21 protein-coding genes are annotated in these 25,127 nt (G+C 30.1%); 6 read left to right on the forward strand and 15 right to left on the reverse strand.

From position 1 onward, the window contains the following. Positions 1 to 6: 6 nt before the first annotated feature. From sppA to T369_RS0108000, 5 genes are read right to left on the reverse strand one after another with little or no spacing between them, the layout of a single operon-like run. On the reverse strand, positions 7 to 975 hold the full coding sequence (sppA, locus tag T369_RS0107980; protein WP_031554012.1) for a signal peptide peptidase SppA: 969 nt from the start codon (positions 973 to 975) through the stop codon (positions 7 to 9). Positions 976 to 1,021: 46 nt separating this feature from the next. After that, on the reverse strand, positions 1,022 to 2,383 hold the full coding sequence (gene dnaB, locus T369_RS0107985) for a replicative DNA helicase (RefSeq protein ID WP_031554015.1): 1,362 nt from the start codon (positions 2,381 to 2,383) through the stop codon (positions 1,022 to 1,024). Between the two features lie 19 nt (positions 2,384 to 2,402). Continuing rightward, positions 2,403 to 2,846: a 50S ribosomal protein L9 gene (gene rplI, locus T369_RS0107990; RefSeq protein WP_031554017.1), complete on the reverse strand. Its 444-nt coding sequence runs from the start codon at positions 2,844 to 2,846 to the stop codon at positions 2,403 to 2,405. A 44-nt stretch (positions 2,847 to 2,890) separates the two neighbouring features. Further along, on the reverse strand, positions 2,891 to 4,840 hold the full coding sequence (locus tag T369_RS0107995; protein WP_031554019.1) for a DHH family phosphoesterase: 1,950 nt from the start codon (positions 4,838 to 4,840) through the stop codon (positions 2,891 to 2,893). Between the two features lie 2 nt (positions 4,841 to 4,842). Further along, positions 4,843 to 5,838 (reverse strand): DUF2232 domain-containing protein, encoded by a 996-nt coding sequence (locus tag T369_RS0108000; protein WP_031554021.1) that lies wholly within the window; start codon positions 5,836 to 5,838, stop codon positions 4,843 to 4,845. A gap of 332 nt (positions 5,839 to 6,170) precedes the next feature. Between T369_RS0108000 and T369_RS0108005 the strand changes: the two genes are divergently transcribed. Next, positions 6,171 to 6,968 (forward strand): M15 family metallopeptidase, encoded by a 798-nt coding sequence (locus T369_RS0108005; protein ID WP_031554023.1) that lies wholly within the window; start codon positions 6,171 to 6,173, stop codon positions 6,966 to 6,968. An 18-nt stretch (positions 6,969 to 6,986) separates the two neighbouring features. Then, positions 6,987 to 8,033: an SH3 domain-containing protein gene (locus tag T369_RS0108010; RefSeq protein ID WP_031554025.1), complete on the forward strand. Its 1,047-nt coding sequence runs from the start codon at positions 6,987 to 6,989 to the stop codon at positions 8,031 to 8,033. Positions 8,034 to 8,073: 40 nt separating this feature from the next. Here T369_RS0108010 and T369_RS0108015 read toward each other — a convergent pair whose 3' ends face one another. From T369_RS0108015 to T369_RS0108025, 3 genes are all read right to left on the reverse strand, one after another. Then, positions 8,074 to 9,348 carry an MFS transporter gene (locus tag T369_RS0108015; protein ID WP_031554028.1) on the reverse strand — a complete coding sequence of 425 codons (1,275 nt, stop codon included), beginning with the start codon at positions 9,346 to 9,348 and terminating at the stop codon, positions 8,074 to 8,076. Positions 9,349 to 9,424: 76 nt separating this feature from the next. Then, the gene (locus T369_RS0108020) at positions 9,425 to 10,018 is read right to left on the reverse strand and encodes a ComF family protein (protein ID WP_031554031.1); all 594 of its coding nucleotides are present in this window, start codon (positions 10,016 to 10,018) and stop codon (positions 9,425 to 9,427) included. A 2-nt stretch (positions 10,019 to 10,020) separates the two neighbouring features. Beyond that, positions 10,021 to 11,559: a DEAD/DEAH box helicase gene (locus T369_RS0108025; protein ID WP_031554034.1), complete on the reverse strand. Its 1,539-nt coding sequence runs from the start codon at positions 11,557 to 11,559 to the stop codon at positions 10,021 to 10,023. 392 nt (positions 11,560 to 11,951) lie between these two features. Between T369_RS0108025 and hpf the strand changes: the two genes are divergently transcribed. Both hpf and T369_RS0108035 read left to right on the forward strand, forming a co-directional pair. Next, complete coding sequence (gene hpf, locus T369_RS0108030; RefSeq protein WP_006364061.1) at positions 11,952 to 12,497, forward strand: ribosome hibernation-promoting factor, HPF/YfiA family; 546 nt, start codon at positions 11,952 to 11,954, stop codon at positions 12,495 to 12,497. A 120-nt stretch (positions 12,498 to 12,617) separates the two neighbouring features. Beyond that, the gene (locus T369_RS0108035) at positions 12,618 to 13,193 is read left to right on the forward strand and encodes a DJ-1 family glyoxalase III (protein ID WP_031554037.1); all 576 of its coding nucleotides are present in this window, start codon (positions 12,618 to 12,620) and stop codon (positions 13,191 to 13,193) included. 62 nt (positions 13,194 to 13,255) lie between these two features. Here the strand turns inward: T369_RS0108035 and T369_RS0108040 are convergent, their stop codons facing one another. From T369_RS0108040 to rpsF, 5 genes are all read right to left on the reverse strand, one after another. Next, positions 13,256 to 14,332, reverse strand: coding sequence for an iron-containing alcohol dehydrogenase family protein (locus T369_RS0108040; protein ID WP_031554038.1), 1,077 nt, complete (start codon positions 14,330 to 14,332; stop codon positions 13,256 to 13,258). Positions 14,333 to 14,509: 177 nt separating this feature from the next. Continuing rightward, positions 14,510 to 15,727: an HD domain-containing protein gene (locus T369_RS0108045; protein WP_031554041.1), complete on the reverse strand. Its 1,218-nt coding sequence runs from the start codon at positions 15,725 to 15,727 to the stop codon at positions 14,510 to 14,512. 105 nt (positions 15,728 to 15,832) lie between these two features. Continuing rightward, positions 15,833 to 16,081 carry a 30S ribosomal protein S18 gene (gene rpsR, locus T369_RS0108050; protein WP_006364057.1) on the reverse strand — a complete coding sequence of 83 codons (249 nt, stop codon included), beginning with the start codon at positions 16,079 to 16,081 and terminating at the stop codon, positions 15,833 to 15,835. A 23-nt stretch (positions 16,082 to 16,104) separates the two neighbouring features. Beyond that, positions 16,105 to 16,668 (reverse strand): single-stranded DNA-binding protein, encoded by a 564-nt coding sequence (locus T369_RS0108055; protein WP_006364056.1) that lies wholly within the window; start codon positions 16,666 to 16,668, stop codon positions 16,105 to 16,107. A 13-nt stretch (positions 16,669 to 16,681) separates the two neighbouring features. After that, entirely contained in the window at positions 16,682 to 16,969 is a 288-nt protein-coding gene (rpsF, locus tag T369_RS0108060) for a 30S ribosomal protein S6 (RefSeq protein WP_006364055.1), read from the reverse strand. A gap of 1,052 nt (positions 16,970 to 18,021) precedes the next feature. Here rpsF and adhE point away from each other — a divergent pair. Then, positions 18,022 to 20,667 (forward strand): bifunctional acetaldehyde-CoA/alcohol dehydrogenase, encoded by a 2,646-nt coding sequence (gene adhE / locus T369_RS0108065; RefSeq protein ID WP_371505685.1) that lies wholly within the window; start codon positions 18,022 to 18,024, stop codon positions 20,665 to 20,667. Positions 20,668 to 20,742: 75 nt separating this feature from the next. Here the strand turns inward: adhE and T369_RS0108070 are convergent, their stop codons facing one another. Together T369_RS0108070 and folP are read right to left on the reverse strand one after the other, a co-directional pair. Then, positions 20,743 to 23,559 (reverse strand): DEAD/DEAH box helicase, encoded by a 2,817-nt coding sequence (locus T369_RS0108070; RefSeq protein WP_031554050.1) that lies wholly within the window; start codon positions 23,557 to 23,559, stop codon positions 20,743 to 20,745. 21 nt (positions 23,560 to 23,580) lie between these two features. Then, positions 23,581 to 24,384, reverse strand: a complete 804-nt coding sequence (folP, locus tag T369_RS0108075) for a dihydropteroate synthase (RefSeq protein ID WP_031554053.1) — start codon at positions 24,382 to 24,384, stop codon at positions 23,581 to 23,583. A gap of 176 nt (positions 24,385 to 24,560) precedes the next feature. Between folP and T369_RS0108080 the strand changes: the two genes are divergently transcribed. Next, entirely contained in the window at positions 24,561 to 25,106 is a 546-nt protein-coding gene (locus T369_RS0108080; protein WP_031554055.1) for a TVP38/TMEM64 family protein, read from the forward strand. Positions 25,107 to 25,127 lie beyond the last annotated feature (21 nt).

A 25,127-nucleotide genomic window follows, 5' to 3' on the forward strand; every position in this document is an offset into this window, starting at 1 on the left:
TACCCCCTAACCTAAATAACTTCTTTCTACACTAGTCGATGACGCTTCACTATTGAATTCTGAAATAATTGATCTAGTTGTAGCTTTTACTAATCTAGATAAAATACTTTCTGATGAACTATCTTTTCTTAATTCAATAACACTTGGATTACTTAGGTTCTTCTCCTCTTTGATTAAGTTAATAAGTTCATCTTCTGTCCCGATTTTATCTACTAATTTATTTTCTACCGCTTGTTTACCACTATAAGTTCTTCCATCTGCTAGTTTTTTAACTTCATCTTCACTCATATTACGTCCTTCAGCAATAGCTTTAACAAATCTATCATATGCTTCTTTGTTTTGTTCTTGATAAATTTTTCTAGTAGATTCTGGTAAATCTTCTGCAAGTCCACCTATTGCTTTTTGATCACCTGAGCGAATAGTTTCTTGTTTAATTCCATGTTCATTTAAGAATTTTTGGGCAGAAACATAACTCATTATTACCCCAATTGATCCAGTAGTTGTTTCTGAATTAGCATAGATTTTCTTAGCAGCCATAGAGATATAATAACCTCCTGATGTTGCTTGTTTTTTCATTGCTACATAAACATCTTTTCCACTATTTTTTAAAGCATTATAAATTTCTGCAGTTTCATATACTCCTCCACCAGGAGTATTTACAGATAATAAAATTGCTTTTACATTTGGATCTGCTGAGGCAACTTTAATTTGATTTATTATTGATCCTCTTGAATATGTATTAGTCATTTCTGAACCAATTTCACCTTCAACAGAAATTTTCTGAATAACTTCGCTTCCGCTACCTTCTTTTAATGTTAATTTATGAACTGTCTGATTCATTAGAAAATCTGCTAGATATCCATCAGATGCATCTTTTTTCTGATTTTTTGATCCTACTGTTCCACCTATTAGTGAAACAATTACCAACACTACTACAATCGCAGCTGAAATTAACCTTTTATTTTTAAATTTCATATTAATTCTCTCCTAAGATTTCATTTAAATTATAGTATTTTATACTTTATTCACCATAGCTTTTTGAAACGAATCTATTATATCGTTTCATAAATGCTAATTCCGCTGTACCTGTTTGACCATTTCTGTTTTTAGCTATAATAACTTCAACAGTAGAAACGTCACTAGGTTCTTGAACTTCATTTTCGTCCGCATCTTCACTTCTATAGTAATCTGAACGATATAAGAATGATACAATATCGGCATCTTGCTCAATACTTCCAGATTCTCTAAGGTCACTCATCATAGGACGTTTATCGTGACGCGATTCAACACTACGTGATAACTGTGATAATGCTATAACTGGACAGTCCAATTCCCTAGCCATTTGTTTTAAACTACGAGAAATCTCAGAAACCTCTTGTTGTCTATTATCTGTTCTTTTACTTCCTTGTAAAAGTTGTAAATAGTCGATAACAACAAGATCTAAACCATGTTCATTTTTTAGAAGTTTACATTTCGCTTTAACTTCATTAACTTTTATAAATGCACTATCCTCGATAAAAATATTTTTCTGATTTAAGAAATGAACAGCTGTTTCTAGCTTCATCATGTCATCATTATCTAAAGTACCTTTTTTGATTTTTTCAGAGTCTAACATTCCTTCACTGCAAATCATCCTAGATACCAATTGATCTGCACCCATCTCTAAAGAGAATAAAGCTACTGTTTTTTTCTCACTCTCATCTCTATGGTTCTTACCTGCTACATTTAAGGCAATGTTTAATGCAAAGGCTGTTTTCCCCATAGAAGGACGAGCTGCTAAAATTACTAGGTCTCCTTTTCCTAATCCAACAATTTGGTCTAATGTACTAAACCCTGTTGGTATAGCGATATTTTGACCCTCTCCAGACATACGTGCTACTATTTCTTGGAATACTTCACCAGTTATATCTTTCATATTTTTGAACTGTGAAGTTTTTGCTCGTTCCATAGCTCTTTCCACTTGGTCGAATAAAGTAGCAGTTAATGAATCGATATCAGCATTCCCTTGATTCATCTCCTCAGTACTGCTTAATAAAACTGAACGAATTTCACGATATATAGAATATCGTTTCACTAAGTTCGCATAATGCATTATATTACGTGTACTTGGCGTAATATCATAAAGCTCCACTATATATAATGAGGCATCCATAGATTTGAATGCCCCACTATTATTAATTTCTTCAAATATTGTAGTGGTATCAGGTATTATTTCCGCTTCATCTAAACGTAAAATAGCATTATAAATATCCTTGTTTTTTTCATCATAAAAGTCTTCTGCATCTACTGCAGCTTTAACTTCTACTAATTTTTCTGGCTCTTGCATAAGAGCTCCAAGCAGAGATTGCTCTGCTAAAATAACAGAATCTATATGATATTTCATTCTTCCACCTACATAATTATTATTGTTCCACTACATGAACTTTAATAGTTCCTTCTACTTGACTGTGTAATTTAATTTTTACATTTGTATATCCTAAAGCTTGGATTCCATGTGGTAAATCAATTTTTTTCTTATCTACTTTAAGATCATGTTGTTTTTTAAGTTCTTCAACAATTTGTTTTGAAGAAACTGATCCAAATAATCTTCCACCTTCTCCAGCTTTAACAGCAATTTTAACTTCAACATCTTCTAATTGTTTTGCTAATAATTTAGCTTGAACTAATTCTTCTTGCTTATCTTTTTCAACACGTTTTTGTTGTCCTTTTAATGTAGCCATATTAGCATTAGTTGCTTGAACTGCTTTTTTATTTGTGATTAAGAATTTTGCATATCCGTCAGCAATTTCCTTAACGTCTCCTTTTTTACCTTTACCTTTTACATCTTCTAAAAATATAACTTTCATTACCCTATCTCCTTTAAATAAAATTCACTTTTAAATTTATTAAACTACTGTAATAATACGTGATCTATTGCATCATTTAATCTTGACACTGCTGTATCAATGTCAACACCCTCTATTTGAGTAGCAGCATTAGCAAGGTGTCCACCTCCGCCAAGCTCTTCCATTACTAACTGAACATTCATATTACCTAATGATCTAGCAGAAATACCTACTCTATTTTTATCTAAGTATCCAACTGCAAAACTACATTCAATACCTTTTAAAGTAAGTAGTAAATCAGCACTTTGAGCTAACATAACGTTTGTATATGTTTTTTCACTTGGCGCTTTAGCTATTACTATTTCTGGTGTTTTCTGAATAGAATTATTAATAATTTCTACTCTATTCATAAAGTTTTCAATTGGTTCTTTTAAGATAGTTTTTACTTTAGTTGGGTCTGCTCCATTACTTCTTAAATAAGCAGCAGCATCAAATGTTCTTGAACCGGTTCTTATTGAGAAGTTTTGAGTATCAACTACTATACCACCTAGCATAATTGTTGCTCCTAGTGGTGTAATTTTTTCAATTTTTGTTTGATATTCAATCAATTCAGCTATTAACTCTGATGATGATGACGCATATGGTTCTATATACGTTAATAGCGGATTTGTTATTATATCTTCACCACGTCTATGGTGGTCAATTATAACTTTTTTGTTTGCTTTTGATAATATCGCAGCATCTATAACACGTGAAGCATCTGAAGTATCTACAATAATCAATGTTGTTTGAGGTGTCATTAACTCCCAAGCTTCATCACTATTAATGAATACTTTCGCCAATGTTTCATCAGTATTTTCAATTTCTAACATAACTTTTTGAATAGTTTCATCTTTATCACTGTCATTTAAAATTATGTAACAATCTTTTCCTACTATTTTTGAAAAAGTATAAATACCTACACAACCTCCAATAGCATCGAAGTCAGGACGTTTATGCCCCATAACTATAACTTTATCACTATCAGAAATAATATCAGCAAGGGCATTTGATATAACTCTTGCCTTAATTCTTGTACGTTTTTCTTGCGGATTAGTTTTACCTCCATAAAACTTAATCGTTCCATCAACGTCTTTCATAGCAACTTGGTCTCCACCTCGTCCTAATGCAAGGTCTAGAGAACTTTTTGCTAATTCACCAAGCTCCGGTAAGAAATCTGTTCCCATCCCTACACCAATACTAAGGGTAATTGGTGCATCAAATTCTTCTTTTAAGTTTCTAATTGAATCTAATATTTGGAACTTATCTTTTTCTATCTTTTTAAGATCTTTAACATTTAAAAGACCTATAAATCTATCTTCATCTAATCGTTTTAAATAAATACTATTTTTCTTAGCCCAATCAGTTAAAATTCTAACTACAGTGGCATCAAAGCTACTTGCCACTTCATCATCTAATGAGTCATAAACATCTTCATAGTTATCAAGACTTAAGTTTAAAATAATAGGTCTTGTATCACGAAATCTCTGCATTACTACTTTACTTTCAGTAATATCAAAGAAGTAAATATAACCACTATCTTTTTGATAATTAACTTTGTAATGTTTCCCAAAAATTTCGAACTGATTATCAACTGGTGTTTCTACATCAAAGATTTCTTCAATTTCAGGCATAAGTTCTAGTATATTAACACCTTTTATTTCTTCAACTTTTATATGTTTATAAATAAAATTATTTGCCCATTCTATATTTTTATTTTCATCTATCACTATAATACCAATAGGAAATTTATTTATTCCTTTTTCAGACGAATCTTTTATTCGATTAGTTAGCTTGCTAACATATTTTTCAGTTTGTTCAGCAACTTTTTTAGAATAATAGTAGATAGGGATTAGTGCAAGAAGCAACACTAAGAAATATATAGCTAAGCTTTCTAAACTTAGTAGACCTATTACTATAGCACCTAAAATAACAATCGCTAAAATAATTAATTCATACTTTCTTTTTGCATTCATCGCTATCTTCCTTTCTTCATAATAATATAATTTTCTCTCAGCTTAAATACACTGTCTACAAACCCAAGCATTTCTAAAATTGGATTAAATATTATAAACAATATAACTAACATTATTTTTATACTAGTTTCATTTTCTTTTAATTCAGCAAAGAAAAATGCTGTAAATAAACCATTAAGTGCAAAGACAAGTCCTAATATAGTATTAGTATTTTGCAATAATACATACCAAAAATTATTAGAATTATCTCCTACTTGCACACCTACTATTAACTCTATAATAACTAAAACTATATAGATGTTCGCAATACGAGGACTTAGAGTAATTCTACTAAACTTAGGAAACGTAGGAATAATAATATATTCTCTTCCTAACATAGATAATGTATATTGAACTAATAGTAAACTGTATAAGAATAACGTAATAAACAATGTTACAGGGAAAGTTCTTTTCAACGAATCAATCGTTGATAATAAGACACTTTTATCAATAGTCTGATTAGAAAGTGTACTTTCTTTTTGAATATCATTTACAAATTGATTAATTTGTTCATTTGTAATATTTAAAATTCCATTTTTTACTAATAATGCTGTGTAAATAGCAATTCCTAAAAATAAAAATGCAGAAACTGCTGTAACTAGAAACACCTTAGAGTTTCTTGTTACTATAGATTGATACACAATAAACGCTAGTACCATATGCATAGTAAACCAAAATAGCATATATGGACTTGAGAAAAACATCAATATTACAACACCAGATAAAACCAGTGGTAAGTAGTATTTCAGCCCTCTAGCTCCTAATACATAAGTTAAAGGAAATACTGCTAGAAAAGCACCTATTTCCACAACATTAAGTAAAGCACTTAAAACAACTAACGCAATAAAAGTAAGTGAATAAACAATTATTTTAGTATTACTAGGCTTTTTAAAGAAAAATTTATTCTCTAATAATTTCTCTAATTCTTTTTTTAGACTTTCTGAAATGTTATTATTCAATTTAACACTCCTTTTTCGTTTTTTATAGAGAACCTCTGTTCTATATCCTATTAATTATACCAAATTTTACTACTTTTTTAAAGGAAAATAAAATTTAATATTTCACTATTAATCTTTCAATTTAAAACAATTTTTTTGAATTTTATCCATTGTTTTCCCCTTAATTTTTGAAAAGACATAAAAATTGAAAAATCTTTATTAAATTACTATATTTTTTTATTTTATATTGACAAAATCTAAACTTCAACTTATCATATATAACATAGGAGAAATACGTATAAAATTATAGTATTCTTATAAAGTATGTTTTTATTAAGGAAAGGAGAAAATTTATGAAAAGACATATTATAACTATTGTTACTGTTAGTATAATTGTCCTTACATTTGCTCTTGGTGGTCTATATTATTTAACAAAAGATGACGAAAGTTCTTCTAACTCAAATACTTCATCAACAAATAATACATCCGAAACAAAAAAAGACAATAATAATTCAAACAGTTCTAATAATCAAAGTAACTCTAAAAATTCTGACAACAAAGAAAACTCAGAATCACAAAAAGGTAAAACTCCAGAAACTGTTAGTGAACCTACTGTTATAAACGGTATAGTACTAGCTAACAAAAAACACCCTTTACCTAAAAACTATAACCCTGGTGAAGATCCAACAGCGAGAAAAAATGTTAATAAGCTAATTAAAGATGCTCAAAGCGCTGGAATGGATATTACAAATCAAGTATCAGGATTTAGATCTTATGAGACACAAGTTGGCTTATATAACAACTATGTATCTGCACACGGAAAAGCAGAAGCGGATAGATTCTCAGCTCGTCCTGGATACAGTGAACACCAAACAGGTTTAGTATTTGACCTTATCGATAGCGATGGTCAGCTGCTAGGTTCTGAAGGAACAAGCGAACGTAGTAAAAAAGCTGCTCAATGGCTTGCTAATAACGCACATAAATATGGATTTATCGTTAGATATAAACCAGAATTCGTAGAAAAAACTGGTTACATGGAAGAAAGCTGGCATATTAGATATGTTGGTCAAGATGTCGCAAAAATACTTTATGAAAAAAATATTCCACTTGAAGAGTACCTAAATGCTCCAGGTGGAGACTACGCAGAATAATAATAAAAGGAGAAATTTATGAATAATCAAAACCCAAATAACAACAGGAATTATAATTCCCAGAATAATAATCCTAATTACAATAACGATCAATATAACAACTATCCAAATGACCAATATAATCAATATAACGAGCAATACAATAACCCTGATTATAACGGTCAATATAATAATCCTGGTTACACTGGTCAACAATATGATAACCAAAATACTCAATACAACAATACGGTTAATGACCAACAATATTATAATCAACAAAACAACCAACAGTATAATGTACCACCGGTAAATCCTAACTATAACAATTATAACGACAATAATAATTATAATGACAACAATAGTTATAACGAAGAACCTAAAAAAGAAAAGAAAAAGAGCCCTATTCCAATAATTATTACAGCTGTAGTAACTTTCTTAGTTCTAGTTGTAGGTCTATATTTCGGATATAATAAGTTTATGAAAAAAGAAAATGTTGTAGATGTTTCAGCTTATGAAATTAATTTCGTAACTTATGGTACAAATGGAGAAGGAAAACCTGAAGTAGATATTAAAAAAATCCCAGAAGTAGCTAATACTTCTACTGAGATTTCTAACTTCTTATCAAAACCTGATATTTCTTACGATAAAAAAGAAAACTTAAAAAATGGTGATAAAGTAGAAGTTACTATTACTTTAAATCATAATACAGCACAAAAATTAAAATTAGATACAAAAGGTGAATTCAAACGTACATTCACTGTAAATGGTCTAAATGAGAAAGAAAAAGAGAAAGAAAAAGAAAAAGAAACTATTATAGTTAAAGATAACTCTTCTAGTTCTTCTAACTCTTCTAGTTCTGGTAGTAATCGTACATACTTCAGTAATAGACCTGCTAAAATATATGTAGATGCTGGGGTTAACCTAAGAAGTTCTTCAAATGATTCAAGCTCTGTTCTAGATACTGCTAAAAAAGGTGATACAGTATATGTTGATTTCACTGAAAGAAACTCTAAAGGAGAAGAGTGGTCTTACGTAACTTACAAAGGAAAACAAGGTTGGATGAGAACCGATCTTATTGGACACTAAAAATAAAAAAAGGAACTGACTAAAAAGTCAGATCCTTTTTTTATTTATCTTTTACTCTAAGCTTAACCATTAGCATACTTAATAATGTAATACCTATAACTATTAAGAATATTGCTTTACTTTGGTCAAAACCGAATAAACCATTAGCTACATGTTTAGCTATCCAAACATATACATAATCACCATAGAAAATTCCTAGTGCAAAGAATGCTTGATATATTCCCATACTTACATTTCTATACTCTCTATCAAAATATTGCATAGCAAGAGAGATAAGCACGTTATATGCTCCACCATAACCTAAACCATTTAGAATATAACTAAAGTAAATTATATATGGATTATTTACATATAGAGCTATAATGTAGAATGCTAACGCACAACCAAACATAAATAGTAATGTTTTTTGTAGCCCCCATTTTCTTGTGAAATACACCCCTACTAAAACACCTGCTATTAGCTGTGGAATAGCAAACACAGCATCCATATAAGCAAGCATAAGAGGACTCATTCCTAATGAAGTTTTTCCGTATGCTATCATATTAGCTCCACTTGTCGCAAACTTCACAAATGAAAGTAATAAGGCCATTATACAAACATAGATAAAACTTCCATGTTTTAATACTACTTTAACTTTATCGAATGAAAAACCACTATTAACTGGACGATAGTCTTTCATCATAAATGTTAAAATAAATGTTGCAACAGCCAATATACCTGATACTATCCACATATAATTAAAATGTTTATATTCATTTATAGTAAAGATATATTGTATTGGTGCTGCGATAAATTCAGCAAGAAGCGGCGCTACTGATAAAATAGATACTGATAACGCAGCTTTTTCTTTAGAGAAAGTCTCCGAAAACATAACATTAAACAATGCTAACATTGTCGCACTTATACCTAAAGATAACGATGATAAATATAAAGTAGTATAACTACCATTAAAGGCTACTAAAAACGAAGTTACAATTAGTAAAAACAGTGATATTTGAACGAATATTTTACGTCGTCTAAATATATCACTCGCTATAAACATAGGTAATCTTACTATTAAACTCATCAAACCATATCCTGCAGCTATTTGAGAAGCTAAAAGAGGTGTTAATGATAATCCTCCATTTTCTACAGGAGTAATAGCATAGAGCTTTCTATACGCCCTAATAATACTAATTGCCGACCAAAATAATACTAATATCCAAAATATAATTATTTGATCCTTCTTCAATTCAAATTTTTTCGTTAAGTAATAAACTAATACCAAAATAAGTACTATCATTATTAGTGAAAATAAAATTTTTGTTTTAACCATCTCCTAACTATTTTTTTAACTTATAAATTATACCACAAAACAGAAAAATACGTATAGTAAATACATCATATTTTTTCTATGATTTAGCTAATGTTAAAAAGCAAATTTCCGCATCAGGGAATCTTTCCTTTAACACTTCTGCACAACTTATTAACGTATTACCACTCGTTATTACATCATCTACTATCAAGATTCTCTTAGGATATTTTTCAAAATTTAGATTATCTATAATTCTAAACTTATGCTTTTCACGTTTTTTATGAAGTTTTGATTGTTTTTCTCGATAGTCACATTGCAAGGTGTTAGTGTATTTCACATTACAAACATTGCACAACTGCGCTATATGATCAAAACCTCTAGTGTATTTCCTCGTATTATTTATCGGCACTATTGTAACGAGATTAAACTTATATTTTTTAAAAAACAAGCTAAAAAGCTCTCTAAATCTTTCCGCTTTATGAATAGCCCCAGAGTATTTAATATTATATATAATCTCCTTTAAAAACTCATAATCACCAAAATAATACAAGGTATATTCTGCTAGTTCAGTTATATTTATGTCAATATTATATTTGCATTCTCCACATAAAACTAAACTATCCTTTTTAGAAAAAACATTATTAAAACTGAGTTTTTCCACTATCTCTTTCTTACAATACATACATTTCATATTTACTCCTTATTTAGCTTTCTGTAGCTAGCTAAATTATTCATATATTCTATTTCTTTTATTGCATGTTTTATATTTTTAGTTATTTCGTCACTAAAATAAATTATCTCTCCCGTATTATCATACTCTTTTCTCCCTACTCTTCCTGCAATTTGTATTAACGATTCTTTTGTAAAATTTTTATGCCCAGCATCGAAGACCATAACATCTAAATAGTCAAAGGTTACACCTCTTTCTAATATTGTTGTCGTTATTAGTATATCAATTTTTTTATTATAAAACCTTTGGATTTTCTTGGATCTGTCTTTATCTTCGCTATAGACATAATCTATTTTAATACTTTCTGAAATATACTTTTCTAAATAATTCTTGAGACTTTGGCACATAGCTATTATTGGAACAAATATTAGTAATCTACGTTTTTTGTTTAAAATATCTAAGATATATTTATTTATTATTTCTGATTTTTCCTCAAAAATTAATACCTTTTTATTTACTTTTCTTATTCTCGGTACAGGTAATAAGTAACCATGATATCTAATCGGGATTTTTATTATTTCATCCACATAACTTTTAATTTTTTTTGATGGTGTTGCTGATAAAAATACTAAAACACCTTCTTCTACTAAGCTTGATAAAGCACCCTCTTCTAAACACTCGTCACCTGAATATGGGAAGGCATCTACCTCATCAATAATTACAATATCAAAATACTTATAATATTTTATTAACTGATGTGTTGTCATAATATAAAAATTTGAATCAACAAAACTTTTTTCATCACCATGCAAGACGTTAATATCTAAACCTCTAAAATCTTTAGAAAATCTAGTGTATAATTCTTTTACTACATCTTTTCTAGGAATAGCCATACAGATACGTTTATTAGACATAACGGAGTCATAAACTATCTCATAAACTATCTCTGTCTTACCTGCTCCACAAACAGCCCAAACTAAAGTATTTTTATTGTTTCTAGTATTAATTACTAATTGTTTACTTGCCTCACTCTGCAGATCGCTAAGTTTAGTACTTGGTTTTATTATATTCTTCTTATTTATAACCGGAATGTTAATCTGAAACATAGGTGTAAAATTATCTACACGACCAAATTCTATACATCTCATGCAATAAACTATCTTAACATCTTCATTTTTATAACTATAAAATAAATTTTGACTAGTATTTCCGCATCTAATACAATAATGTTGTTTCTTTTTATTTTCTACACCTAATTGCTTTTTAACATGAGGACAAGAATCTAAATAATGTATTTTAATTTTTAAGTTTATTAAGTCAGAAATAGAAAAAAGTAGCCCATTATACTTTTTTAAAAATTCTAAATCAGAATAATTTAAAGTACAGACTACTCCTGACGTTATATCATTGTATATTTCTTCAAAATCTTTATTTCTTTTCCCAAATTTCAAATAATCATTATATATATTTTTGTAATAATTTATCTTTTTATTTTCAGTAATATTGCAATAATGCACGCAATACAAAGCCTCAATAAATTCACAATATTTTTCAAAAAACATAACTTACTCCCTAAAACTTTCAATATCCCTATTACTCTTGCTCATTGCCTGTCTAATATAAAAATAAAATTTCCAATACTACTATTAATACAGCAATAATAAAAGCATTCTATAAAATAATGCATAACATTATTTTATAATAATCTTTGAGTATCATCTCAGATAATTCTTCTTTTTAATATTTGTAATAAACTATAATTCCTTACAATATTGTCTTTAATTTCATTTTAACAAAAATATATTTACAAAGCAAATAAATATATATTTTTCAAAAATCCACTATTTGTCTTTTTACAGTTGCTAACGTTATCAAATAATGTTATAATAAATGTATAAAATAAGGGGAAACCCTATAAAGTAGATTGTCTACTTTATGAAAGGAGTGCTTTAAAATGTTAAGATATCAAGTACGAGGAGAAAATTTAGAAATCACTCAACCAATTAGAGAATATGTTGAAAACAAAGTTTCTAAATTAGAAAAATACTTTGCTGACAGTTTAGAAGCAAACGTTTACGCTAATGCTAAAGTATACAAAAATAATAAGAAAAAAATTGAAATCACTGTGCCTTTAAAAGGTGTTACACTTCGTGCAGAAGAAACTAACGAAGACTTGTATGCTGCAGTAGATTTAGCTGTTGACAAACTAGAACGACAAATGAGAAAACACAAAACAAAAATCAATAGAAAAGGTCGAGAAAAAGGATTTGTTAACGAAAATCTTCTTACTAGCGAATTAGAAGATGTAGAAGAACCATCAGTAAATCTTGGAAAAGTTAAACAACTTAAAGTTGAAGTTATGACAAGAGAAGAAGCTGTTTTCCAAATGGAACTTTTAGGTCACGATTTCTTTGCATTTTTAGATGACAAAACTGGAGAAGTTTCTATAGTTTACAAACGCCGTGACACAGGCTACGGAGTTCTAGAAATTTCTAAATAATTTTAAAAGCTTGAACTTTGCAACCACATTCCGGATGTGGTTGCTTTTTTTCTATAACTTTATATTTTCTAGGAAATATTATAAAATATAAGTAGATATAATAAATTTTCGGAGGTTCTTATGACAAAAAAAGTTGCTTTATTTATTGAAAATGGTAGTGAAGAATTAGAATTTATCGCTCCGCTGGACATTATGCGTCGCGCTAATCTAGAAGTTGATCTTATCTCTGCAAATAATGAAGATTTTATAACAAGTTCACACAATGTAAAAATACTCGCAGACAAAAAAATAGACGAAGTAAATAATATTTTGGACTATGATGCAATAGTCATACCAGGTGGTATGCCAGGAAGTACTTTACTTCGAGATAATAAAAAAATTATTGAATTTTATCAAACAATGTATAATTCTGGAAAATTAGTTGCCGCTATTTGTGCCGCTCCTATAGTGCTTAGCGCTGCTGGAATAACAGACGACAAAGAAGTAACATCTTACCCTGGTTTTGATAAAGAAATTAATTATAAAAATTACAACTCTGAAAAAGCTGTTGTTATAGATAAAAACGTAATTACAGCGCAGGGACCAGCTGTAGCTATATTATTTGGATATGAAATAGTTAACTACTTATTACAAGACAATACTGCAGAAGACGTTAAAAAAGCTATGTTAGTTCCAGTATTAAAAAATAATCTTTAATTACAGACCGCTCTAAAAAACCACTAAGTAAATCTAAATTTACTTAGTGGTTTCTTGTTATATTATTTTGTTAATTCTTCTAATTCTTTCATTGCTGCTAAAACTACTTCTGGAGTACATACATCAACAGCTAGTTTGAATGATTCTTTATCACTTGCAGCAAATTCTGCAATTTTTTGCATCTTAGCCTCAACATCTTCTACAACATTTACACATGCTAAGTTATAAGCAAGGTTATTTTCTTTATAGAATGGAACTAATTTTTCCACTTCATCTTTTTTACCTTCTGCTAATAATTGAACTAAGATACCGTAAGAAACTTTTGTTCCGTGTAATACGCTATGAGTTTCTTCAATTAATGTCATACCGTTGTGCACCGCATGAGCCCCTGCCATACGACCATAGTGTACAGCAAAGCATCCCACACATCCAGAGATTGCAAATACAGTATCTACTGCATTTTTAAAGCTTTCTGTAACTTCTTTTTTATCTAAAGCTTCTAAAGCTCCATTTGCGTCACGTAATAATACGTCACGAGTAATTTTTGCTGCTTCTAATCCCATTCTAACTAATGGATCATTATATTTGTTATTTCTTTCTACTAATACTACTGCTTCATACCATTTAGCAAGTGTATCTCCAATACCTGCTACAAAGTATTCTTTTGGAGATTCTAACAATAGATCTAAATCAACAACACACGCATATGCTGTACGTTTGAAATATGCTACCTCTCTAAATGTTTTATCTGGATGGTAAACCGCAGCTACCGGTGCATATGGTGCACAAGTTGCGATTACTGTAGGTACAGTCATATACTCTTTATTTAATACACTAGCTACACCTTTGGCAGTATCGATTACACGACCCCCACCTACTCCAAGTACTACGTCAACATCTTGCCCATATTCATCTGCAATACGTTGCATATCTTCATATGATGCAGTTCCATCATACTTAGCTACTCTGAATTCTCTATTACCTTTATAGAATTTTTTGAAAGCTGCATAAGATTTTTCTCCAGTAACAATTAAAGGAGTTTTAAAACCTTCTAATCTACTATCAAGTGCCGATAACGCACCACTTCCTGAAATATATTCACTCACTCCTGGTCTTGATACATTTGCTAATTCAAACATTTAACATCGCTCCTTTATTGTTGAAAATTTTTTAACTAATTACGATTATAACATTTCCGACAATTAAAATCAATAGTTAGTTAAAATAAATTTATTTTCTGACAATTTAATGTTTTAAAAAAATAATTACTAGTTATACATAGCAATATCGTAATACTAGCAATTATTTTATTAACTTTATCTAGGATAAAATATAGTACCTTCTCTTTTAGTTTCACCTTTTGTGATTGATTCTACTATAGTACTAGCTTTTTCTAAAGCAACTATTTGTCCATCTAACTTCTCTATTAGTATTTTTCTTCCCTTATATGGACTATATAAACTTGCTTCGATACTTTCTATTCTTAAATAATAATTCATATCAAAGTTATTTTCTTTTAACATATTTTTTATTTGTTCTAGGTTATCTTCATTATAATCAACGTATTCAAAAAGTTTTCTATTAAGTAATCTATCAGCCAAATCAGCAGCTATTTTATCGTCTTTTTCTTGGATTAAAGTACAACAGTACAATAATGAATTTTCATCTAATCTAAAGTATTCTTCTACAGTCACTTCTGATTTTTCTAAAAACGGAACTAAAACTTTTATATCAGAAAAATAATCTTTATTTACTTTAAAAATATCATTTAACCTTTTAAATAATTGAATAAATACCGTTTCATAGCTTCTAGCTACAGGATGATAGTACACTTGCCAATACATTTGGTAACGAGCCATAATATAATCTTCTACGCTATGAATACCTGTATACTTAACAACTAGTTGCTTTTTATCATCATCTATTTTTCTAACACGCATAGTTCTCAAAATTCTCTCAAGATCAAATTGACCGTAACTTGTTGCTGTAAAGTACGAATCACGCAATAAATAATCCATTCTATCCGCATCCAATTGCCCTGAAACAATTTGATTTAATATATCATTTTTATGAGTGTGTTGAATAATAGCAACTATATCTTGTGGTAAGTTTTTAGAAACTTTACTTAGAACTGCATTAAGTTCTGTATTACCTAAAATTATCTTTACAGTGTAGTCTTCGTGACTGTGATTTGTTACATGTTCAAATGCATGAGAAAAAGGTCCATGACCTACATCATGCAGTAATCCAGCAAGCATAACAGATACTTTATCATACTCACTTAACTCGCTACTAAGCGACTTAATTTCTGTAACCATTCTTCGAACTATTTCATACACTCCTAAAGAATGTGAAAAACGTGAGTGTTCTGCTGTTGGATACACCTGAAAATCTCCACCTAATTGTCGAATACGTCTTAATCTTTGAAATTCTTTACTATCTATACATTGCCATACTACTTCATAATTAATATGAATATAACTATGTACAGGATCTTTTAAAACTTTTGTTTCATCTAATTTTCTAAATTCCATCTTTTTTCCTCTATATAAAATATGTTAAATGTTTACTCTTTCCCTTTTATTATATCAGAGGCAAAAAAAAAGACAAGCCTAAGCTCATCTTTTTCGTTATTAATCTTATTTTTCGTCTACAACGTATGGTAAAAGTGCCATGTGTCTAGCTCTTTTAATTGCTGTAGTTAACATTCTTTGATACTTAGCTGAAGTACCAGTTACACGACGTGGTAAGATTTTTCCACGTTCTGAAATGAATTTTTTAAGTAATTCTACGTCTTTGTAATCGATAGTTTCGATGTTATTTTTAGTGAAATAACATACTTTTTTACGACGACGCATGTTGTTACGACGATTGTTATTTACTGCCATTGTGCATGTCCTCCTATGTAATTTTAGTCTTCTTTAAACGGATTTACTACATCCTGCATGAAGTCATCATCTAAGTTACTTGGGAAGTTTTCCCCAAAATCAGAGAATGATGAACTGTCATTAATAAAATCTTGCATAGCTGAATTAGCTTGCCCTTGGTTTTGATTAGTATTGTTATAATAATTTTGATTATTATTAAACGAAGGTTGTGATTGAGGTTGATTAAAACTCATAGAGTCAAAACCGTTGTTTTGTCTATTTGAACTAGATTTAGATTCAAGGAATTGGATTCTGTCAGCTACTACTTCAGTAACATAAACAGTGTTACCATCTTTACCTTGATAATTTCTAGTTTGAATTCTACCTTCTACACCGATTAAACTACCACGCCCTAAAAAACGAGCCATATTTTCTGCTTGTTTTCTAAAAGCAACGCAGCTTATAAAATCAGCTTGTCTTTGACCGCTTTGGTCAGCAAATGTTCTATTTACAGCAATTGTAAAATAAACCATCGGTATATTCGAACTAGAATATCTTAGTTCTGGATCTTTTGTTAATCTTCCTACTAATACTACGTTATTAATCATAGTAAGCCACCCCTTATTTTTCTAATCTAACTACCATGTGACGGATGATATCATCGCTAATTTTTGCTAAACGATCGAATTCTTTTGTAGACGCATCTGTTTCTGAAGTTAATTCTACTACATAGTAGTAAGCATCGCTGAAGTCTTCGATTTCATAAGCTAGGCGTTTTTTACCTAAATCTTTAACTTCTACTGCTTCTGCACCTTCTGAAAGAATATTTACGAATCTTTCAACCACAGCTTTTTTAGCTTCTTCTTCAATACGTGGTTGAACAGCAAACATTACTTCATATTTTCTCATGTGTGTGTTACCTCCTTTTGGTCTTTGCGACTCTCTATTTTTCAAGAGAGTAAGGAGTAATAAAATTACTCTAGCGAATATTATATCAAGTATAGAGATAAAAATCAATAGATATCTCTGATTTTATGATTATTTTTCAAAATACTTTTTTTACAATATTATCACTAACCATACATACTGAAAAACGTAAACTATATCCGTAAAACAAGTACTTAACCTACTATAAATTAACTATATAATAGAGAAAGTTATATTGATACTACTAATAATAAAAACAGTATTTTATATTTTTTTCTTAATATAATCTATACAATTATTATATCCAAATTAAACCACTCTAGAATTTAACATATAGTTCTTTCAATATAAAGATTAAATTTATATAATACAATAAAAATCTACAACAAAAATACAGATTTATTAATTTTGAAAAATTATTCCATTAATGAAATGTTCATTTATATTATTTTTTGTATGTAAGAAGTATTTTTTACAATGAATTTATGCGAACTCGCAATCCCTTACTTTATTTTTCAAAAATTGTTTTTCACCTTAGATATTAGCTATACAAAGCTTTTATTATTCTATAAAAAAAATATATTATAAAATGATAACTAATAGAAATTATCATTTACAAAAAAAATTAATTCTAACCTAGTTTTATTATTTATACAAATATAATTAAGGTAATTAACCTATTTCATCTGTTATATAATTACATGTATTATAGCAGACAGAAAACCATTAACAAATATTTTAGTGTTAACTTTTGTAGGTTTTGAACTGTATATCTAAAAACTTCATTGCCTATACAAATAAAAATACAGTTGTCTTTTCTTTTTTTAATTTTATAAATTTTCATTAATTTTCTATGCTTCGGTTTTCATTTTAATATTACTTTTTCCTATGTTACACTATCTGTAAATGGTAGTCGACACCAAATAAAAACTAAAGTTTCAACTTTAATCTTAAAAAAATTATCTAAATTTTCTAGATAGTTTTTACAAATAACAAACATAATAAAATTATAAAGAAAATTTCGGGAGGAATTTATTATGGCGAAAGAAAAAGTTACAACTGTTGATCCAGTTGAAGAAGTAAACAATCTTGTTAGTAAAGCATTAGTGGCTTTAGAGAAATTTAAAGAAATTGAGTGTCAAGAAAAAATCGATAAAATCGTTCATGCAGCTGCAGTTGCAGCATTAGATCAGCATGGACCTCTTGCAATCGCTGCTTTCGAAGAAACAGGTCGTGGTTTAGTAGAAGATAAAGCAATTAAAAACTTATTTGCTTCTGAATACATTACAAACAACTTACGCGGACTAAAAACAGTAGGTATTGTTGATAAAGATGAATCAGATGGTTTAACTACAATTGCAGAACCTGTTGGTGTTGTTTGTGGTATCGTACCAACAACTAACCCTACATCTACTACAGTATTTAAATCATTAATCTGCTTAAAAACTCGTAACCCAATTATCTTCAGCTTCCACCCTGCTGCAAATGAATGTTCTAAACAAGCAGCTCGTATAGTTCGTGATGCAGCTATTAAAGCTGGTGCTCCTGAAGGATGTATCCAATTCATCGAACAACCATCATTAGATGCAACAAACGCATTAATGAAACATGATGGAGTAGCTACAATTCTTGCTACTGGTGGTAGCGCAATGGTTAAAGCAGCTTACTCTTGCGGAAAACCTGCTTTAGGTGTTGGTCCTGGTAACGTACCTGCTTATGTACACAAAGATGCTAAATTAAAACAAGCAGTTAACGACATCGTATTAAGTAAATCATTCGATAACGGTATGATTTGTGCCAGTGAACAAGCAGCTATCGTTGATACTGAACACTACAAAGAGTTCATTGAATTAATGAAAAAACACCATGTATACTTCGTTAACAAAGAAGAAAAAGCTAAACTTGAAGAATTAGTATTTGGAGCAAAAGCTAACTCTAAAAACTGTGCTGGAGCAAAATTAAATGCACAAGTAGTTGGTAAATCTGCAGAACACATTGCTGAATTAGCAGGATTCGAAGTTCCTAAAGGAACAATTATCTTAGCTGCTGAAGTTAAAGAAGTAGGAGAAAATGAACCTCTTACTCGTGAAAAATTATCTCCAATATTAGCAGTAATTAAATCTATTAGCACTGAAGATGGAATTGAAAAATCTCGTCAAATGGTTGAATTAAATGGTTTAGGACATAGTGCTGCTGTACATACTCAAGACGAAGAGGTTGCTGAACAATTTGGTAAAGTAGTTCCTGCTTGCCGTATCTTATGGAACTCTCCATCTTCATTCGGTGGTATCGGGGATATCTACAACGCACTTATCCCATCACTAACTCTTGGATGTGGTAGCTACGGAGGAAACTCAGTATCTGGAAACATTGGAGCTGTGAACTTACTTAACTACAAAATTATTGGGCGCAGAAACAACAACTTACAATGGTACAAAATTCCCCCAAAAGTATACTTTGAACCAAACGCAATCAGATACTTAAGCGAAATGGAGGGTTTAGAGAGAGTGATGATCGTAACTGATGAATCTATGGTTAAACTTGGATTCGCTCAACGCATCATTGACCAATTAAATCGTCGTAAAAATAAAGTAGCTTACGAAGTATTCGCTGGAGTAGAACCAAACCCAGATATCACAACAGTTCGTCGTGGATTAGAAATTATGAATTCATTCAAACCTAATGCTATCGTATCTCTAGGTGGTGGATCAGCAATCGACGCAGGTAAAATCATGTGGTTATTCTACGAAAGACCAGATGCAGACTTCAAAGAATTAATTCAAAAATTCTCAGATATCAGAAAACGTACTGTAAAATACCCTCACTTAGGAAACAAAGCTAAATTTATCGCTGTCGCTACAACTTCTGGTACAGGTAGTGAGGTTACACCATTCGCAGTTATCTCTGATAAAGAACATGATAAAAAATATCCACTAGCTGACTATGCTTTAACACCAAACGTTGCTATCGTTGATCCTAACTTAGTAATGACAGTACCAGCTAGACCAACTGCTGCTACTGGTATGGACGTGTTAACTCACGCTACTGAAGCATACACTTCTATCTTAGCAAATGACTACACAGATGGTATCGCACTTCAAGCAATTAAGATTGTATTTGAAAACTTAGAAAAATCTGTTAAAGAATTCGATAGAGATGCTCGCGAGAAAATGCATAACGCGTCTTGCTTAGCTGGTATGGCATTCTCTAACGCATTCTTAGGTATCTGTCACTCAATGGCACACAAAATTGGTGGTAAATTCCACACAATTCACGGTGAAACAAACGCTACATTACTTCCATACGTAATCAAATACAACGGTACACAACCAGGTAAATTATCAATCTGGCCTAAATACGAACACTACAAAGGAGCAGAAAAATTCCAAGATATCGCTCGTATGTTAGGACTTAAAGCTGATACTCCTGAAGAAGCAGTAGATTCTTACGCACAAGCAGTATTCGAACTTGGTAAACGTGTAGGAACTCCAATGAGCTTCAAAGATCACGGTGTAGATTACGATAAGTTCAAAGACGCACTAAAAACTCTTTCATTAGATGCATACGAAGATCAATGTACACCAGCTAACCCTCGTCTAGCTCTTCTTAAAGACTTAGAAGGAATCATGGAAGCTGCATGGCATGGATTTGACAAGAAAAAATACGAAGAAAATAAATAATATTTGAAGATTTATCATTAATATTTGCTGTTTACTTCTTAACCCCCATCCTAACTCAAGGATGGGGGTTCTCGTTTATATTCTATCTCTTGTAAAATACTCGTACATATCTTCTCTAAGAGGTGTTTGTATTTTATAATAAAATTGGATTACAGTATCTCCACTTCTCTCTCTATGAACTAACTTCGGTTCACCTACAGTTTTCATTTCACCTAAAAAGTAGAAAATCCTTGCTCCATCTTTATCTTCTTTATTCTTTCTCATAAATAAATAGATCTTTGTATCATCATTATAAAAGTACTCACACTCTTTAGATTCTAAATTTCGTCTAGGCTTAGACATTGATGTAAAACCATTATCCGGTAAAAAACCATGTGTATAATCTCTATTAAATGAATTTTCATCAATATCATAATTTATAAATACTGGCAGAGTTTTCGTTCTCTCATCATATTTATAACCACCTATCGCAAGCGGAACGTAGTTTATTCCCCATGAGAATAACTTACAAATATCTTCAAAGCTATATTTTTCATATAAAACAAAATTAGTATCTCTATATAGACGGTCTTTATAATACTTATTGTATCTATAGATTCCATACTCAACTAATTCAGTTAACAATTCTCTGAAAGCTTCAGACTGTAATTCCTTATAAAATTCTTTTGATATTTTTAGTGTATTACTATTCTCATCTAAAAATATACAATCACTGAATTTCTTTTTAGTAACACTACTAGTTACAAAATTATTTGTCAGTATTTTTTTACTAACTTCTAGTTCATAATCAGCTATAAACTTATTGTATTCAGCCAACATAATATCTTTAAACTGCCCTTCAATATTTTTCGCATCACCTTTAAGAAGGAATTTTAGAATTTGTAACTCTTCTATTTTTTTACTAAGTATTAAATTGGTAGATACAAAGATTAACATATTTTCTGCAGTTTTTGATAATTGACCTTTATATTTAAATTGACGCTCCTTCTTAGTAAGGAAAGTATAATAGCTTCCTGCTACTTCAAAAATTTTCTTAATATCTAATGCATCATAATTTTCAAAATCATAATATGTTGGAATTCTTCCTAGTTTATTTTTCAATTTACTATACTCTGTAGCGACAAAGATCCATGTGTTCAGCTTAACATTATCTATAGCACTGTATATTCTTTGTTTTGAAATTTCATCAAAATGAATAGTAGAAGTTCCCGGTAGATATCTTGTTCCTTGCGATAAAAATTTTCGTACTGTATCTTTATCATAACTATTATCCCCTGATAGTGCTACAGGAATTAGAAAGTTATTTTTATAGTTTGCGATAAAATCTATTATAACGACAAAGTCTTTATCCTTACTTTTTCTAAGACCACGACCAAGTTGTTGAATAAATACTATAGCACTTTGAGTTGGTCGTAACATTACTACTTGATTAACTTCCGGAATATCTACACCTTCATTAAAAATATCAACGGTAAAAATATAATCAAGAACATCTCCAGAATCGGCAACTAATCTTTCGACTTCTCTCTCACGTCTTTCTTGACTATCTTCACCTGTTAGACTAGTAGTTTTATAACCTTTTTTATTGAATTCATCACTCAGTGCTTTCGCCTCTTGTTTAGAAGAACAAAAGACAAGTCCTTTTACTCTATTACCTGAATAGCCGTAATAATTTATTCTATCGATAATATGATTAACACGTTTATTTGAATATAACTTAGAAAAATCACTAAGTTCATCTATAGGTTGACCATCAATTTCTAAATCACTAATACCAAAATAGTGAAATGGACATAATAAGTCATTTTCCATAGCTTCTTTTAGACGAACTTCGTAAACTATATTATTATTAAATAACTCATAAATATTAAAACTGTCTGTTCTATCAGGACTAGCTGTCATACCAAGATAAAAAGTAGGTTTAAAATAATCCATTACCCTCAAGTAACTTTCAGCACCTGCCCTATGCACTTCATCAATAATAATTTCATCAAAATAGGTTTTAGAAAAACTTTGATAAACTTCTTGCTTAGATATAGTTTGAATCGTCGCAAAAATAAAATCCGCTTCGGTATTTTTATTCTGTCCCGTTAACAGTCCATATGAACGACTATTGCCAAAAATCAGTTTAAAAGTTTCTAGAGCTTGTCTTGCTATTTGTTCACGGTGCACAATAAACAAGACTTTTTTAGCATCTATACTCTTCATCCCAAAGGCTGCCGCAAATGTTTTTCCTGTTCCAGTCGCAGAAATTAATAGTCCTCTATTATCTTGTTCTCTTAGCATTTCTAAATTTTTTATAAAACTTTGTTGCATCTTATTAGGATTGATTTCCTTGGAAATAATCTTTTCTTCTTTTTTACTTCGAGTATCATTAACGCTAAAGTCTGCAATATACTTTTCTCTAATATCACTATACTTTACAGACTGATTCCATAGTGAATTAAACTCTTCTAGCACCTTAGAGCTATGTTCCAAATCTTCTTCAACTAAAGTATTCCATTCTTTATTAATTGTTAGGGCTGCACTCGTTAGATTTGAACTACCCATTAAAATATTCCATTTATGGCCTTGTCTAAAAAGGTACCCCTTAGTATGGAAGCCGTGCTTATTTTTTTCACTGTCATAAATCTTTAATTCAATATTTTTAAATTTATTTAATTTATCTAATGCTTTAGGGGTATTAAAATACAAATAGTTTGTCGTTAAAATTTTACCCGGAATATTTCTTTTTTCCAAATCTTCTAAAGATTGAAGCAAGCTAGTTAGACCACTTTCAGAAATAAATGCTACGCTAAAAATAAACTCATCACATTGTTCTAATTCTTTTTCTAAAGTACTTAGTACCTTTTGGGCTTCTAAATAATTATTATAAATAAATGTATTTTTCATTGTCACCCTCCTTTAGAATTATTAACCATTAATTATTTCATAAGTTATTAAAGCTTCTTTCATAACTTTAACATTATGTACCCTAACCATTCTCGCTCCACGTTTTACCGCTTCTATAGATAAAGCTGCACTAACTATATCCCTATCTTTTGGATTGGTATTTCCTCCTAAGACATAATCTGTAGTTCTTTTTCTACTTACCGCATATAAAATTTCACAACCTAATGAATTAAGTAATTCTAGTTTTCTAGTTATTTCTAAATTAGCTTCTGCAGTTTTCCCAAATCCCATACCAGGATCCAAAATTATATTTTCTTTTTTCACTCCTGCTTTTAAACAGATATCTACACTTTCACTAAGTTCACGAACTACTTGCTCAATTTCATGACCTTCTTCAACACCGCCATTATGCATGACAAAGATGGGGATATTATATTTAGCCGCAACTTCTGCCATATTGCTTCCCTTAACTCCGTTAACGTCATTTAAAGCATCAATACCTTCTTTTATCATATACTCAGCAACTGTCGGTTTATATGTATCAATACTAAAACATACATCTGGAAATTCTTTTCTCAGCGTTGGAAATACACTTTGTAGTCTTGCTAGTTCATCTTCCTCACTAACAACAGTAGAACCTGGACGAGTTGACTCCGCACCGATATCAATAATATCAGCACCTTCTTCAACCATCTTACGAACACCTTCGATTGCCGCTTCTACATCATAAAAATCTCCACCATCAGAAAAAGAGTCAGGAGTAAAGTTCAGTATCCCCATAATTAAATATTTTTTTTCATTTAAAAGTTTTCTAAGTTTATTCATGTTTTCACCTTATATATTTTTTTCTAACTATTCTATTATATCATTTTATACTATAGTTTTCAGTTGAAATATTTTACCTATAAAAATCAGCACTTTACCCCAATAATACTATCTTACTAAAAATATATGGTATAATAATAGAGATTATAAATTATAAACAAAATTAAGGAGAAACTATGCAAGATTTTATCGCACAATTTGGTGATTATGCACCATTAATATTTTTATTACTAGCATCTATTCTCCCTATTTTTTTATTTCCACCAGGTATATTTTCAATCATAGGTGGTTACCTATTTGGATTTAAACTTGGAGCTATCTTAACTATTACTGCAGCAATTGTATATACTAATGTGATGTTTCTTATCTCAAGATACTTTGCAAGAGATTATATCGAAAAATTTTTAGTACGAAAATTATCATTAAAGGAATTCAATAGAATTTTTGGTATTAAAGAAAATAAGCTAGCTGTATTTTTAATAATATTTAGATTGATTCCTATTTTACCTAATAGCGTTATAAGTTATTCATACGGACTTACTAGAATTTCGTTTAAACATTATTTTATAGCTAATCTTATCGGACTTATTCCTGGACGACTAATTTGGCTGAATTTTGGTTCTACACTTAATAATATTTGGAGTTTAGAATTTCTACAAGCTTGTTTATTAGTGTTGGTATTTATTGGTGTTGGAATTTTTGTCACAAAAAGAATGGATTAAATAGTAAAAAATGCTAAGCAA

The sequence above is a fragment of the Gemella sanguinis ATCC 700632 genome (genome assembly GCF_000701685.1).
Taxonomy (GTDB): domain Bacteria; phylum Bacillota; class Bacilli; order Staphylococcales; family Gemellaceae; genus Gemella; species Gemella sanguinis.

Coding starts and splice junctions, on each gene's coding strand:
- sppA (WP_031554012.1), bottom strand. CDS start 975: ATGAAATTTAAAAATAAAAGGTTAATTTCAGCTGCGATTGTAGTAGTG.
- dnaB (WP_031554015.1), bottom strand. CDS start 2,383: ATGAAATATCATATAGATTCTGTTATTTTAGCAGAGCAATCTCTGCTT.
- rplI (WP_031554017.1), bottom strand. CDS start 2,846: ATGAAAGTTATATTTTTAGAAGATGTAAAAGGTAAAGGTAAAAAAGGA.
- T369_RS0107995 (WP_031554019.1), bottom strand. CDS start 4,840: ATGAATGCAAAAAGAAAGTATGAATTAATTATTTTAGCGATTGTTATT.
- T369_RS0108005 (WP_031554023.1), top strand. CDS start 6,171: ATGAAAAGACATATTATAACTATTGTTACTGTTAGTATAATTGTCCTT.
- T369_RS0108010 (WP_031554025.1), top strand. CDS start 6,987: ATGAATAATCAAAACCCAAATAACAACAGGAATTATAATTCCCAGAAT.
- T369_RS0108015 (WP_031554028.1), bottom strand. CDS start 9,348: ATGGTTAAAACAAAAATTTTATTTTCACTAATAATGATAGTACTTATT.
- T369_RS0108020 (WP_031554031.1), bottom strand. CDS start 10,018: ATGAAATGTATGTATTGTAAGAAAGAGATAGTGGAAAAACTCAGTTTT.
- T369_RS0108025 (WP_031554034.1), bottom strand. CDS start 11,559: ATGTTTTTTGAAAAATATTGTGAATTTATTGAGGCTTTGTATTGCGTG.
- hpf (WP_006364061.1), top strand. CDS start 11,952: ATGTTAAGATATCAAGTACGAGGAGAAAATTTAGAAATCACTCAACCA.
- T369_RS0108035 (WP_031554037.1), top strand. CDS start 12,618: ATGACAAAAAAAGTTGCTTTATTTATTGAAAATGGTAGTGAAGAATTA.
- T369_RS0108040 (WP_031554038.1), bottom strand. CDS start 14,332: ATGTTTGAATTAGCAAATGTATCAAGACCAGGAGTGAGTGAATATATT.
- T369_RS0108045 (WP_031554041.1), bottom strand. CDS start 15,727: ATGGAATTTAGAAAATTAGATGAAACAAAAGTTTTAAAAGATCCTGTA.
- rpsR (WP_006364057.1), bottom strand. CDS start 16,081: ATGGCAGTAAATAACAATCGTCGTAACAACATGCGTCGTCGTAAAAAA.
- T369_RS0108055 (WP_006364056.1), bottom strand. CDS start 16,668: ATGATTAATAACGTAGTATTAGTAGGAAGATTAACAAAAGATCCAGAA.
- rpsF (WP_006364055.1), bottom strand. CDS start 16,969: ATGAGAAAATATGAAGTAATGTTTGCTGTTCAACCACGTATTGAAGAA.
- T369_RS0108070 (WP_031554050.1), bottom strand. CDS start 23,559: ATGAAAAATACATTTATTTATAATAATTATTTAGAAGCCCAAAAGGTA.
- folP (WP_031554053.1), bottom strand. CDS start 24,384: ATGAATAAACTTAGAAAACTTTTAAATGAAAAAAAATATTTAATTATG.
- T369_RS0108080 (WP_031554055.1), top strand. CDS start 24,561: ATGCAAGATTTTATCGCACAATTTGGTGATTATGCACCATTAATATTT.